Source organism: Blastococcus sp. SYSU DS1024 (assembly GCF_054050795.1).
Genome location: NZ_JBJHAA010000011.1, coordinates 108,691 through 121,409 on the forward strand (window position 1 = coordinate 108,691; position 12,719 = coordinate 121,409).

Annotated in this window: 13 protein-coding genes; 10 read left to right on the forward strand and 3 right to left on the reverse strand. The window is 73.4% G+C overall.

Features of this window, described 5'->3' with window-relative positions; genetic code table 11:
- Positions 1–22 precede the first annotated feature (22 nt).
- From ACI79S_RS12155 to ACI79S_RS12175, 5 genes are all read left to right on the forward strand, one after another.
- Positions 23–616 carry a carboxymuconolactone decarboxylase family protein gene (locus ACI79S_RS12155; RefSeq protein ID WP_456593692.1) on the forward strand — a complete coding sequence of 198 codons (594 nt, stop codon included), beginning with the start codon at positions 23–25 and terminating at the stop codon, positions 614–616.
- The gene (locus tag ACI79S_RS12160; RefSeq protein ID WP_456593693.1) at positions 613–1,497 is read left to right on the forward strand and encodes an RNA polymerase sigma-70 factor; all 885 of its coding nucleotides are present in this window, start codon (positions 613–615) and stop codon (positions 1,495–1,497) included. Before ACI79S_RS12155 ends, ACI79S_RS12160 begins: the two co-directional genes overlap by 4 nt.
- 34 nt (positions 1,498–1,531) lie before the next feature.
- A complete protein-coding gene (locus ACI79S_RS12165) occupies positions 1,532–2,716 on the forward strand; it encodes an NAD(P)/FAD-dependent oxidoreductase (RefSeq protein WP_456593694.1) in 1,185 nt (394 codons plus the stop codon).
- 114 nt (positions 2,717–2,830) lie between these two features.
- Entirely contained in the window at positions 2,831–3,238 is a 408-nt protein-coding gene (locus ACI79S_RS12170; RefSeq protein WP_456593695.1) for a YciI family protein, read from the forward strand.
- Positions 3,235–4,392 carry an RNA polymerase sigma factor gene (locus ACI79S_RS12175; protein WP_456593696.1) on the forward strand — a complete coding sequence of 386 codons (1,158 nt, stop codon included), beginning with the start codon at positions 3,235–3,237 and terminating at the stop codon, positions 4,390–4,392. The genes ACI79S_RS12170 and ACI79S_RS12175 overlap by 4 nt, the downstream gene beginning before the upstream one ends.
- A gap of 4 nt (positions 4,393–4,396) precedes the next feature.
- Here ACI79S_RS12175 and ACI79S_RS12180 read toward each other — a convergent pair whose 3' ends face one another.
- Positions 4,397–4,594, reverse strand: a complete 198-nt coding sequence (locus tag ACI79S_RS12180) for a hypothetical protein (protein WP_456593697.1) — start codon at positions 4,592–4,594, stop codon at positions 4,397–4,399.
- Positions 4,595–5,157: 563 nt separating this feature from the next.
- On the opposite strand from ACI79S_RS12180, the gene ACI79S_RS12185 reads away from it, so the two are divergent.
- On the forward strand, positions 5,158–5,814 hold the full coding sequence (locus ACI79S_RS12185; RefSeq protein ID WP_456593698.1) for a polysaccharide deacetylase family protein: 657 nt from the start codon (positions 5,158–5,160) through the stop codon (positions 5,812–5,814).
- A 33-nt stretch (positions 5,815–5,847) separates the two neighbouring features.
- Here the strand turns inward: ACI79S_RS12185 and ychF are convergent, their stop codons facing one another.
- Both ychF and ACI79S_RS12195 read right to left on the reverse strand, forming a co-directional pair.
- Positions 5,848–6,921, reverse strand: coding sequence for a redox-regulated ATPase YchF (ychF, locus tag ACI79S_RS12190; RefSeq protein WP_456593699.1), 1,074 nt, complete (start codon positions 6,919–6,921; stop codon positions 5,848–5,850).
- 57 nt (positions 6,922–6,978) lie between these two features.
- Positions 6,979–7,473 carry a hypothetical protein gene (locus tag ACI79S_RS12195; protein ID WP_456593700.1) on the reverse strand — a complete coding sequence of 165 codons (495 nt, stop codon included), beginning with the start codon at positions 7,471–7,473 and terminating at the stop codon, positions 6,979–6,981.
- Positions 7,474–7,599: 126 nt separating this feature from the next.
- On the opposite strand from ACI79S_RS12195, the gene ACI79S_RS12200 reads away from it, so the two are divergent.
- The 4 genes from ACI79S_RS12200 (at position 7,600) to ACI79S_RS12215 (ending at position 12,510) form a co-directional block, all read left to right on the forward strand.
- The gene (locus ACI79S_RS12200) at positions 7,600–9,894 is read left to right on the forward strand and encodes an MMPL family transporter (protein WP_456593701.1); all 2,295 of its coding nucleotides are present in this window, start codon (positions 7,600–7,602) and stop codon (positions 9,892–9,894) included.
- Positions 9,891–10,640: an LmeA family phospholipid-binding protein gene (locus ACI79S_RS12205; RefSeq protein WP_456593702.1), complete on the forward strand. Its 750-nt coding sequence runs from the start codon at positions 9,891–9,893 to the stop codon at positions 10,638–10,640. The genes ACI79S_RS12200 and ACI79S_RS12205 overlap by 4 nt, the downstream gene beginning before the upstream one ends.
- Positions 10,641–10,725: 85 nt before the next feature.
- Positions 10,726–11,136, forward strand: a complete 411-nt coding sequence (locus ACI79S_RS12210) for a hypothetical protein (protein ID WP_456593703.1) — start codon at positions 10,726–10,728, stop codon at positions 11,134–11,136.
- 120 nt (positions 11,137–11,256) lie between these two features.
- On the forward strand, positions 11,257–12,510 hold the full coding sequence (locus ACI79S_RS12215; RefSeq protein WP_456593704.1) for a sensor domain-containing phosphodiesterase: 1,254 nt from the start codon (positions 11,257–11,259) through the stop codon (positions 12,508–12,510).
- The last annotated feature ends 209 nt before the right edge of the window (positions 12,511–12,719 follow it).

Genomic DNA, 12,719 nt, shown 5'->3' on the forward strand with positions numbered 1-12,719 from the left:
GGATCGACACCCTGGAGGAGACATGGCGAGCAGCACCCGGATCCCCGCGACCGAGGTCACCGGCGTCCACGGAGGCCTGGTGAAGGCGTTCAGCCGGAGGATGTTCGGTCGCGTACCGGCGTCGATCGGCGTGATGTGGCACCACCCCGCCGTCTTCAGGGGCCTGATGGGGCTCGGCCGGAGGAGCGAGTCGTGGAACCGGCTGGACCGCGGTCTGGCGACCTACGCGTCCATGGCCGCGGCAGGCGTCATCGGGTGCAGCTTCTGCCTGGACCTGCACTACTTCCTGACCCGTCACCACGGCCTCGACGCGGCCAAGGCGCGCGAGGTGCCGCGGTGGCGGGAGTCGACCGCCTTCACCCCGCTGGAACGCCGCGTCATGGAGTACGCCGAGGCGATGAGCGCGACGCCGCCGGCGGTGACCGACGAGCTGTCGGCCGCGCTGCTGGCGGACCTCGGCGCGCCGGCGCTGGTCGAGCTGACCGCCCGGATCGGTGCGATGAACCTCAGCGCGCGGACCAACGTCGCGCTCGGCATCCGCTCGGAGGAGTTCGCGGCCTCCTGCGGGCTGCCGCCGCTGGCCGGCCGCTCGACGGACGGGCTCGCCCCGGCATGACCGGCGACGACCCGTTCGACGACCCCTTCCTGGCCCACCGCAGCTTGCTGTTCACGGTCGCCTACGAGCTGCTCGGCTCCGCCGCCGACGCCGACGACGTCGTGCAGGAGACCTGGCTGCGGTGGGCGGAGGTGGACCGGGCGGCGGTGCACGATCCGCGGGCGTACCTGGTGCGGATCACCACCCGGCAGTCGCTCAACCGGCTGCGGACCCTCTCCCGCCGCCGCGGGGACTACGTCGGCGAGTGGCTCCCCGAGCCGCTGCTCACCAGCCCCGACGTCGCCGACGACGTCGAGCTCGCGGAGAGCATCTCGATGGCGATGCTGACGGTGCTGGAGACCCTGGGTCCGACTGAGCGCGCGGTCCTGGTGCTGCACGAGGTGTTCGCCGTGCCCTACGACGAGATCGCCGTGGCGGTGGGCAAGTCCCCCGCCGCGGTGCGGCAGATCGCCCACCGGGCACGCGAGCACGTGGCCGCGCGGCGCCCGCGGACGGTGGTCAGCCGCACCGAGCAGCAGCGGGTCGTCGACCGGTTCCTCGCCGCGGTGCGGGCCGGCGACCTGCAGGGCCTCCTGGACGTGCTGGGATCCGACGTGGTGGTGGTCGCGGACAGCGGTGGTCTGGCGCCCGCCGCCCGGCGCCCGATCTCGGGGCGGGAGCGGGTGGCGAACGCGCTGTCCCGGTTCGCGGAACTCGCGCCCGGGGTCGCGATCACGACCCCGCTGATCAACGGCGCGGTCGCCGCTCGGATCGACGCCGGTGGCGAGTTCGACACGGCGATCACCCTCGTCGTCGAGGCAGGGCGGATCAGCCGCCTCTACGCCGTTCGGAACCCGCACAAACTGGGCAGGCTCGACACGGTGGCCGAGCTGCGGCGCTGACCAGAGGTCCGCGGCCTGATCCTCGGGAGCGGACGTGGCGGGAACGAACGTGCTCATCGTCGGCGGCGGCAACGCCGGCATCTCACTGGCGGCGCGGCTGCTCCGGGACGGGGTGGAGGACGTCACCGTCGTGGCGCCGTCCCCGGTGCACCGGTACAAGCCGCTGCTGAACTACGTCGCCGCGGGCGAGGCGTCGATGGCGGAGCTCGAGCGCCCGATGGCCGACGTCGTGCCCGACGGGTGCACGTGGATCCGTGACGCCGTCGACGCCGTCGACCCCGCCGCCATGACGGTGCGCACCCGCGGGGGCCGGACCCTGCACTGCTCGACCCTCGTCCTCTGCCCCGGCCTCGTGGAGGACTGGGACGCGACGCCGGGGCTGCAGCGGGCCTACGCCGAGGGGTGGGCCGCGTCCTCGTACGTGCCGGGCAGCGCCCCGCTGGTGTGGCCGGGCGTGACGTCGCTGCGGTCGGGCTCCGCGGTGTTCACCGTGCCCCCGGAGCCGGCGTCGTGCGGGCCGACCGCGCTCAAGCCGCTGCTGATGGCGTGCGACCACTGGCGGCGCGCCGGCGTGCTGGACGACCTGCAGGTCCGCCTCGTGCTGCCGGCGGCGACGGGGACCGGCATCCCGGAGGCGGACCGGTACCTGGAGGACGTGTTCGCCGGCTACGGCATCGAGGTGCTGCGCGAGTCACGGATCGAGCGGGTGGACGGCGACCTGCAATCGGTGACGGTCACCTCACCCAGCGGCCCGCGGGTGCTGGAGGACGTCGCCTTCGCGCACGCCGTCCCGCACTACCGGGCACCGCACTGGATCGCCGACGCCGGCCTCGCCGTCGATGCCTCCCCCGGCCTGGTGGACGTCGACCCCGGGACGATGCGGCACCGCCGGCACGGCTCGGTCTGGGGTCTCGGCGACGCCGCCGACCTCGCCACCCGCCCGTCGGGGGGCGCGCTGCGCAAGCAGGTGAAGGTGCTGAGCAAGAACCTGTCGGCCGCCGAGACGGGCAAGCCGATGCAGCAGTACAACGGCTACACGGTCATGCCGATCACCGTGGACCGCCGGAAGCTGATGCTGAACGAGGTCGATCGCGACAACCGGTCCCAGCCGTCGGTGCCCTTCCTCGACCCGTTCGTGCCGCGCCGCTGGCAGTGGCTGTTCGACCGCTACGGGCTGCCGCAGGTCTACTGGCACCGCATCCTCCGCGGCCGGGTCTGACCCTGTCCTGAAGGTTCTCGACAGGGCCCGCGCTCCATGTCGAGAATCCGGGCGCGGTTCCGTCCCAGGGGTGCGAACGGCCACGATGGGCCGTACCTCACCAGGGAGAACACCATGGCCAAGTACCTGCTGCTCAAGCACTACCGCGGCGCGCCGGCGGCGGCCAACGACGTCCCGATGGAGAAGTGGACGCCGGAGGAGATCTCGGCCCACGTGCAGTACATGCGGGACTTCGCCGCGCGCCTCGAGGGCACCGGTGAGTTCGTCGACGGGCAGGCGCTCGCCCCCGAGGGCACGTGGGTCCGCTACGACGGAGAAGGTCGGCCGCCGGTCACCGACGGCCCGTTCGCGGAGACGAAGGACCTGATCGCCGGGTGGATGGTGATCGACGTCGACAGCCACGAGCGGGCGGTCGAGCTGGCCGGTGAGCTCTCGGCGGCTCCCGGCGCGGGTGGGGAGCCGATCCACGAGTGGCTGGAGCTGCGCCCCTTCCTGACGGCGCCGCCCACCGTCACGGAGTGACCGCACCGGTGGACGAGACCCGGCTCCGGGCGCTCATCCCCACCGTGATCGGGATCCTCGGCCGCCGCGGGGCAGACTTCGCGGCGGCCGAGGACGCCGTCCAGGAGGCGCTGGTCGAAGCCGTCCGCGTGTGGCCGGACGACCTCCCGCGCGACCCGCAGGGCTGGCTGGTCACGGTGGCCTGGCGGAAGTTCCTCGACGCCACGAGGGCCGAGACCTCCCGGCGGCAGCGCGAGCTGCGCGTCGAGGCCGAACCGCTGCCGGGGCCGGCCGAGGTCCTGGACGACTCCCTCCGGCTCTACTTCCTGTGCGCCCACCCGTCCCTGACACCGGCCTCGGCGGTCGCGCTCACGCTGCGCGCGGTCGGCGGTCTGACCACGCGGCAGATCGCCCAGGCGTACCTCGTGCCGGAGGCGACCATGGCGCAGCGGATCAGCCGGGCCAAGCGGACCGTGTCGGGCGTCCGGTTCGACCGGCCCGGGGACATCGCGACCGTGCTGCGGGTCCTCTACCTGGTCTTCAACGAGGGCTACTCCGGCGACGTCGACCTCGCCGCCGAGGCCATCCGCCTCACCCGGCAGCTCGCCGCGGGCATCGACCACCCCGAGGTGTCGGGGCTGCTCGCCCTCATGCTGCTGCACCACGCGCGCCGCCCGGCGCGGACCCGACCCGACGGGAGCCTCGTGCCGCTCGCCGAGCAGGACCGCACCCGGTGGGACACCCGGTTGATCGCCGAGGGCGTCGCCGTGCTGCAGGCCGCGCTGGCCCGCGACCGGCTGGGCGAGTTCCAGGCGCAGGCCGCGATCGCCGCGCTGCACGCCGACGCGCGCACCGCCGGGGAGACCGACTGGGTGCAGATCGTGGAGTGGTACGACGAGCTGGTGCGGCTGACCGGCAGCCCGATCGCCCGCCTCAACCGGGCCGTCGCGGTCGGCGAGGCCGACGGTGCGCGGGCCGGTCTGGCGGCGCTGGCCGACCTGGACCCGTCGCTCCCCCGCTACACCGCCGTCGCGGCGTACCTGCACGAGCGCGCCGGCGACCCGGCGACCGCGGCGCGGCTCTACGCCGAGGCCGCCCGGGCCGCACCGAACCTCCCCGAGCGCGACCACCTCACGCGGCAGGCGGCCCGGCTCAACGCCCGACGGGACGGATGAGCGCCTACCGCTGCTGCCGGCGGGCGACGAGGACCAGGCCGCCCACCAGGATGACGATGGGCGCCCAGGGCGGGAGCCCGAACGGTCCCATCACCAGCTCGACCAGGAGGAGCACGAGCCGGAAGCCGACCAGGAAGACCACCAGGAGCCCGAGCCCGAAGAGCAGCGGCCGTTCCGCCTGCAGCTGTCGCAGGTAGTCCATCAGGTCTCCTCGGTCATGGGTTCAGCTCGTCCCCCGGCGCGGCCACCGACGTCGCGGGGTCGTCGGTCACATCGGCAGCAGGAGGCAGCTGCTGTAGGCCACTGTCCCACCCGGCTCCGGATCAGGGCTGTCGGACCGTCCGTCGCCCGACTCGCCGCTCCTCGAGAAATCGACGCGGCTCCGCGGTCCGGCGGCATAATCGCAGGTCAGAGGACCTCCGGGTACTCGTCCAGCGGGGTCACGGGGGCGACCCGCCGGACGGTCGGCTGAGCGGCAGCCCGGGCTCCACCGCGTCGCCGTCCCCGGAGATGAGCACGAGCGTGCGCCCGCATCCCCGAACCGCGATCCCGTCCCGCCCGCATCCGCACCGCCGGGCGTTCCTCTTGCTGGCCACCGCAGGGCTGCTGAGCGCGTGCGCGCCTCGGACCGGACGGGACCCGGCGCGCCCGTCCGCCGGCGTGCCGGGCCGCGAGGCGTCCAGCGCGCCGCCGCCGAGCGCGCCGGCGACCACCGCGACCACGTCCCGTGCCGACGTCGTCGCCCGCTACGGGAAGGTGTCGCCCGTGTCGTTCGGGCTCGACGTGCCGGGCGTGGTGAACCGGCTGCCGACGCGGGACCCGGTCATCGCCCTGACCTTCGATGCATGCGGCGGCGCGCGCGGCAGCGGCTACGACGCCGCGCTGATCGACGTGCTGCGGACGACCCGGACCCCGGCCACGCTCTTCCTCAACCAGCGATGGGTGGTCGCCCACCCCGACCTCACCGCGGAGCTCGCCGGCGATCCGCTCTTCGAACTGGCCAACCACGGCACCGCCCACCGACCGCTGTCGGTGACGGGCGCCTCCGCGTACGGGATCCCCGGGACGGCCGGACCGGGCGAGGTCTTCGACGAGATCTGGGGGAACCGCCAGACCCTGACCACGGCGACCGGGGTGGCACCGAGGTTCTTCCGGTCCGGGACGGCGCACTACGACGACGTCGCGGTCCGCATCGCTGGCGACGTGGGCGAGACGGTGGTGAACTTCGACGTCAACGGCGATGCCGGGGCGACGCTCACCCCCCGCCAGGTGGCCGCCGCGCTGCAGACCGCCTCCGCCGGGTCGATCGTCATCGGGCACATGAACCAGCCCGGCTGCGGCACCGCGGAGGGTGTGGCAGCCGCACTGCCTCGGCTGGCCGCGGACGGCTTCCGGTTCGTCCGGTTGTCGGAGTACCTCTAGCGGGCTCCGACCCGATCGCGGCGGGGAGCGCGGTCAGACGTTGAAGCGGAACTCCACGACGTCGCCGTCGGCCATGACGTAGTCCTTGCCCTCCATGCGCACCCAGCCGCGGGACTTGGCCTCGGCCATGGAGCCGGCCTCGACCAGCTGGTCGAAGCTGACGATCTCGGCCTTGATGAAGCCGCGCTGGAAGTCGGTGTGGATGACGCCGGCGGCCTGCGGGGCGGTCGCACCCACCGGGATCGTCCAGGCGCGCGACTCCTTCGGCCCGGCGGTGAGGTAGGTCTGCAACCCCAGGGTGCGGAAGCCGACCTTCGCCAGCTGGTCGAGCCCCGGCTCGCTCTGCCCGATGGACTCGAGCAGCTCGGCGGCCTCGTCGGCCGGCAGCTCGATCAGCTCCGACTCGGTCTGCGCGTCGAGGAAGATCGCCTCCGCCGGGGCCACCAGCGCCCGCAGTTCGTCGAGCATCTCGCTGTTCGCGAGCTCGTCGGCATCGACGTTGAAGACGTAGAGGAACGGCTTGGTGGTGAGCAGCGTCAGCTCACGCAGCGGCTCGGGGTCGACACCGGCGGAGAAGAGGGTCTTCCCCTCGTCCAGCACCTTCTGCGCGTCCTGGGCGGCGGACAGCAGCGCGGCGCGCTCCTTGTCCTTCTTCGCCTCCTTCTCCAGCCGCGGGATCGCCTTCTCCAGCGTCTGCATGTCGGCCAGCACGAGCTCGGTGTTGATCGTCTCGATGTCGTCCGCGGGGCTCACCTTGCCCTCGACGTGCACGACGTCGGGGTCGCTGAAGACCCGGATGACCTGGCAGATCGCGTCGCTCTCGCGGATGTTCGCCAGGAACTTGTTACCCAGGCCCTGCCCCTCGCTGGCGCCGCGCACGATGCCGGCGATGTCCACGAAGGACACCGTCGCCGGGATGATCTTCTGCGAACCGAAGATCTCCGCGAGCTTCTCCAGCCGCGGGTCGGGCACGCCGACCACACCGACGTTGGGCTCGATCGTCGCGAACGGGTAGTTCGCCGCGAGGACGTCGTTCTTGGTCAGGGCGTTGAACAGGGTCGACTTGCCGACGTTGGGCAGGCCGACGATCCCGATGGTGAGACTCACGGGGTACGAGCCTACGGCGCCGCGGCCGGGAGGCCGTGCCCGCTGCGTCGCCGCCGATCAGTCGGTGGGCGACGGCGTCGCCGGCGCGCCCGGATCCGACGGCGCCGCGGAGCCCGTCGGGGCGGGCGTCGACCCGCCGGCCCGCCCCGCGCGCACCTCGCAGGTGTCGACGCTGGTCTGCAACCGCCGCTGGAGGGGCTGCAGCCGCCGCACGACCTCGTCCATCCGGACGGCGTTGAAGTCGGCGATCGCCGCGCCCAGCTCGTCGACGAGCTCTGCCACGTCCTGGGCCGCGTTGACGGCACGCAGGCAGTCCTCGTCGATGGACACCTCCGCGGTGGCGCCGCCCTCCGCGACCGGGGCCTCGGGCAGGGCGGCGTCGGGCTCCGCGGGGAGGGGTGCGGGCACGACGACGGTGCTCCCGCCGAGCAGCCCCACGAGGACCGCCCCCACGAACAGCCCCGCCAGGAAGGCCCCCGCCGTCCCCCACCACCGCAGGGCACGTCGCCAGCCCTCTCGTCGCACCGGTGACCCCGCGCCGGACTCGGCCATGGTCGCCCCTCCGCTCGCCGGGCAGGCCCGTCCGCCCACGGTTACCCTGCGCGTGCGGTGCCAACCGGGGATCGGCCAGGCTGGAGGCCAGGTGCGCGGTCCGACGACGTCTCCCCCGCCGCCGGCATGACGACCGGCGGACGGCAGCCCACGCGCGCAGCGGGACCGTTCCGCCTGCTCGCGGCCGCCTACCGCACCACCGTCGTCAAGGCCCGCTGGTTCGTCGTGCTGGCCTGGATCCTGATCACCGTGTGGGTCTCGGCGGCCCTGCCCACGGCGAGCAGCAGCGGCAGCGGCATCGGCTCGCTGGTCCCGTCCGACAGCCCCGTCGTCGAGGCGCAGCAGCGCAGCCTGGAGCTGTTCCGGATCCCGGTGCTGTCCGACACCTCGGTGGTGGTGCACGACCCGGGCGGCCTGAGCGTGCTGACGCGCGCCGACGTGGCGCTGTGGGCCCTGTCGTTCACCCAGAACTACCTGGAGGGCACGGTGCCCGTCGGCCGCGGGAACATCGCCGCCGCGGTCCCGATCCCGACCGGCACCTCCGACACCGCCGTCACCTACCTCTACGTCACGCCGTACACGTCCCTGGCGCAGACGGCGGCGCTCGCCCGCCAGTACGCCGCGCACTTCGAGAACCAGCCCGGCGTGCAGACCTACGTGACCGGCGTCGTCCCGGCCCAGATCCAGCAGGTGTCCTACCTGCAGTCCCGGATCCACGTGTTCGAGGTCGCCACCCTGGTCCTCATCGCGATCGTCGTGGGGCTGGTCTTCCGGTCGGTCGTCGCACCCTTCGTGGTGCTCTTCACGGCCGGGCTCGGCTACCTGGTCGCCATCCGCAGCCTGGGGGTGCTGGCGGCGGCGTTCGGCTTCTCCCTGCCCGACCAGGTGCAGCCGCTGATCGCGGCCCTGCTCATCGGCGTGATCACCGACTACTGCGTGCTGTTCTTCTCCGGGCTGCGCCGGGAGCTCGACCGGGGCCTGCCGCGCCTCGAGGCGGCCCGCGCCGCCGTCGCCGTCGAGGGCCCGATCATCGCCGTCGCCGGCATCACGGTCGCGGCGGGGACGGCCGCGCTGCTGGCGGCCGACTACGAGCTGTTCCGCGCCTTCGGGCCGGCCCTCTCGCTGACCGTGGTCATCGGGGTGGTCGTCTCCCTCACGCTCGTGCCGGCGCTGCTGGCCATCCTCGGCCGGTGGCTGTTCGTGCCCCATTCCGCGCGCGCCCGCCGGGAGCCCTCCACCCGCGGCGCCGGTCCGCTGGTGCGGATCGTCGTCAGCCGCCGTGGCGCGGCGGTCGCGGCCGCGCTCGGCACCGCCGTCCTCGTGATTGCCGCGCTCCCCCTCACCTCGCTGCGCCTGGACCTGTCGTTCACCGGCGGCCTGCCCGACGACGACCCCGTCAGCCGCGGCGCCGCCGTGCTGGAGGAGGCCGGTGTCCGCGGCGTGGTGGCACCCACGGAGATCGTGCTGGAGCGGCCGGGGATCGCCGAGGACCGCGCCGCGCTGGAGTCCGTGCAGCGCGGGCTCGCCACCCAGCCCGGCGTGGCCACGGTGCTCGGGCCCGCCCAGAACCCGCTGCCCGAGAACTACGGCGTGTTCTTCTCCCAGGACGGCGACGCCGCGCGCTTCGTCGTCGTCCTCGACAGCGACCCGCTGGCCGCGGGGGCCATCGCCGACCTGCGGAGGCTGGAGGACCGGCTGGGCCCGCTGCTGGCCGATGCCGGCCTCGGGGACACCGACGTGCTGGTCACCGGCCAGACCGCGATCGCCGCCGAGCTCGCCCAGATCACGCGGGACAACCTCCGGTACACGCTGCTGGCGGCCCTGGCCGTGGAACTGCTCGTGCTGGTCCTCTACCTGCGGGCGCTGGTGGCCCCGATCGCCCTGCTCTTCACCAGCGCCCTGAGCGTCGCCGCGGCCGTGGGCCTGACCGTGCTGGTCTTCCAGGGGTGGCTCGACGACCCGGGGCTGACCTTCTACGTGCCCTTCGCCACCGCCGTGCTGCTGCTGGCGCTCGGCTCGGACTACAACGTCTTCGCGGTGGGCTCCATCTGGGAGGCCGCGAACCGGTTGCCGCTGAGCAAGGCCATCGCGCTGGCCATGCCCGCCACCGCGCGGGCGATCAGCGCCGCCGGGGTGATCCTCGCGACGACGTTCGCGATGGTGGCGATCATCCCGCTGGACACCTTCCGGCAGGTGGCCTTCACGATGAGCGTGGGGCTGCTGATCGACACCTTCCTTGTCCGCCCGGTGCTCACCCCCGCGCTGCTCACGCTCCTGGGCCGTTCGGCCAGCTGGCCGAGCCGCCGGATCCGCACCGAGGCCGTCCCCCGCGAGGAGTTGCGGGACACCGCCGAGACAGCGGCCCGTTCCCCGAGCGGCCGGCGGGTGGCCGGGCCGACCCTGGAGGCCACCGGGCGATGAGCACCGCGACGGAACGACAGGCCGGACGCGGCCCCCGCAGGTCGACCCTGCTGCTGGCGGCGAGCGTGGCCGTCGGCGTCGTCCTGGTGCTGTGGGGCGCCGACCGGCTGGCCCGCTGGGCGGCGGAGACGGTCCTGGCCCGCAACATCCAGATCGCCACCGGTGTCTTCGACCGGCCGGAGGTGGACGTCCACGGGACCTTCTTCCTGCTGCAGGTGATCTCCGGCCGCTACGAGCGGGTGGAGATCGTCCTCGGCGACCTGCGCGCCGGCCCCCTGCGCATCGAACGCATCCGCGCCGACCTGACCGGCGTCCACGTCCCGTTCCACGACGTCCTCACCCAGGACGTGGACATCGTCCACATCGAGCAGACCCGCCAGGTGGCCACGCTGCGCTACGACGACCTGAACACCTACCTCGACGCCACCGGCCGTGCGCTGCGCATCGACGGTGCACCGGACGGGGAGGTCCTGCTGACCGGCTCCGTCGAGGTCCTCGGTCGCCGGCTGTCCGCCTCGGCCCGCGCGGTGGTCGACGCCGAAGGCGGGGACCTCGCCGTCCAGCCCACCCAGGTCGACACCCGCACCTTCCTCGACGGCGCGAGCAGGCTGCTGCTCCGGCAACGGTTCACCGTCGTCGTCCCCATGGACCCGCTGCCGTTCGGCCAGACGCTGACCGACGTCGAGACCGGTGAGGACCACGTCACCGTGGAGGCCCGGGGGTCGGGGATCGTCCTCACCCCGTGATGTCCGTTTTGTGACACAGGTCACGGTCAGATGACGATCGCTGCATGGCTCAGCGGCCCGGATGCGGCCGATCTAGCCTCGGCTCATGGCCATCGCACACAGGCGCAGGACCGTCCGTGGAGTGCTCGTCGGGGGCGCGCTCCTGCTGTTCCCGCTGGCCGGGTGCACGGGCGACGAGGCGAACACCGGCTCCTCCGTCCTCGAGGACACCGACGCGGCGGCGACGTCGGCGAGCTCGGCCGCCAACGCGTTGGGGGACGCCGTCGACTGCTCGGGGGACTCCTGCTCGGTGACGCTGGGCGCCGACAGCCGGTCGGTCGAGGTGCTCGGCACCACCCTCTCCTTCGACGGGGTGCAGGACGGCGAGGCGAGCTTCAGCGTGGGCGACCAGGAGGTCTCCTGCACCGAGGGCCAGAGCACCAACGCCGGGCCCCTGGTTCTGGAGTGCACCACGGTCACCGACGACAGCGTGACCTTCACCGCCTCCCTCGCCTGATCCTCGGGGGAGGCCGCGTCGGCGCCGCCCCGGCTGCGCCTCCCCCGTCCGGGTAGGTGACTGCTCCAGACCGCTTCCGCATCGACCGACCCCGAGGTGGACCGGTCGAAGGGATGCAGCGTGGGCAAGCACCGTACGGACGCCGAGCAGCAGATCGCCGACCTGCTGCGGACGGCGAAGAAGTCGCTGCACCTCTCCGTCGCGTTCCTCTCCCGGCTCGACGGCACCTCCCAGCACCTGGACGTGGTGGAGTCCTCGGTGCCCTTCCTCTTCCAGGAGGGCGCCACCCAGGTCCAGGAGACGTCGCTGTGCCAGGCGATCCTCGACCGCAGGCTGCCCGCGGTCATCCCTGACCTCAAGCAGTTCCCCGAGGCGATGAAGCTCCCGGCCGCGCGCCTGCCGCGCATCCGCAGCTACGTCTCGGTGCCGGTGACGCTCTCCGACGGCACTCTCTACGGCACCTTCTGCGCCGCGGGGCTGACCTCCGACAAGGACCTCACGAAGCGGGACGAGGCGCTGATGGACGTCCTCGCATCCGCCGCCTCGGTCATCATCGAACCGCAGGTCAGGGAGGAGCACCGGCGGACGGGGATCGAGCGCCGGCTGGGCCCCCTGATGGCCGACGGCGGTCCGGTCGTGGCGCTGCAGCCGATCGTCGACCTCGCCACCGGCGCCCAGGTGGGTGCGGAGGCGCTGAGCCGGTTCCCCGCCGGGTGGCAGCAGACTCCCGACGTCGTGTTCGCCGACGCGCACAGCGTCGGGCTGGGTGACGCACTGGAGCTCCTCGCGCTGCGCCGCGCCGCCGACCACCTGGACTCCGTCGACGGCTACGTCGCCATGAACGTCTCCCCGGGCACGCTGCTGACGCCGTCGTGCGCGGCGCTCCTCGCGGAGCTCCCCCTGGACCGCATCCTGCTCGAGCTCTCCGAGCACGACCCCGTCGACGACTACGACGCGCTGACCGCGACCCTCGCTCCGCTCCGGGCGGGCGGCCTGCGTCTGGCCATCGACGACGTCGGTGCCGGCTTCTCCTCGCTCCGGCACATCGTCGTGACCTCCCCCGACGTCATCAAGCTCGACCGCAGCATCGTCAGCGGACTGGACACCGATCCCGTGCGCAGCGTCCTGGTGCGCTCGCTGGTCGACTTCGCCCGGGGGTTGCGGGCCCGCGTCGTCGCCGAGGGCGTCGAGACGGCAGCCGAGGCGGAGATGCTCCGGTCGCTCGGCGTCGACAACGGGCAGGGCTGGCACTTCGGCCGGCCGGCCGTTCCTGCGCCGCGCCCCGGCCACGCCCAGGAGGCAGCGCCCGTCGGGGACATCCCGGCACCCCGACCGCCCTCCCCGGACCGTGGCGCGGTGCCGCGCCTCCGGTGATGCGAGCGCACGCGTGGGACGGCAGCCGGTGATCGACACCAGTCCGCCCCGGATCAGCCGGTTCGTGCCCGTTCGGGTTCTCCGGTGGAGGTCGTCCAGCGCCGCGGCCAGCCGGCCCAGCGCATCGGACCCACCTGTCGAAAACATGTGCGAATACAACCGCCGACGACGCCACCGCGCAGCACGAATCCCCAGGTCAGCGGCGAATC

Excerpts from the sequence above, each read along its gene's own strand:
- ACI79S_RS12195 (WP_456593700.1), bottom strand. The coding sequence starts at position 7,473 with ATGGCCGAGTCCGGCGCGGGGTCACCGGTGCGACGAGAGGGCTGGCGA.
- ACI79S_RS12210 (WP_456593703.1), top strand. The coding sequence starts at position 10,726 with ATGGCCATCGCACACAGGCGCAGGACCGTCCGTGGAGTGCTCGTCGGG.
- ACI79S_RS12160 (WP_456593693.1), top strand. The coding sequence starts at position 613 with ATGACCGGCGACGACCCGTTCGACGACCCCTTCCTGGCCCACCGCAGC.
- ACI79S_RS12180 (WP_456593697.1), bottom strand. The coding sequence starts at position 4,594 with ATGGACTACCTGCGACAGCTGCAGGCGGAACGGCCGCTGCTCTTCGGG.
- ACI79S_RS12170 (WP_456593695.1), top strand. The coding sequence starts at position 2,831 with ATGGCCAAGTACCTGCTGCTCAAGCACTACCGCGGCGCGCCGGCGGCG.
- ACI79S_RS12155 (WP_456593692.1), top strand. The coding sequence starts at position 23 with ATGGCGAGCAGCACCCGGATCCCCGCGACCGAGGTCACCGGCGTCCAC.
- ACI79S_RS12200 (WP_456593701.1), top strand. The coding sequence starts at position 7,600 with ATGACGACCGGCGGACGGCAGCCCACGCGCGCAGCGGGACCGTTCCGC.
- ACI79S_RS12205 (WP_456593702.1), top strand. The coding sequence starts at position 9,891 with ATGAGCACCGCGACGGAACGACAGGCCGGACGCGGCCCCCGCAGGTCG.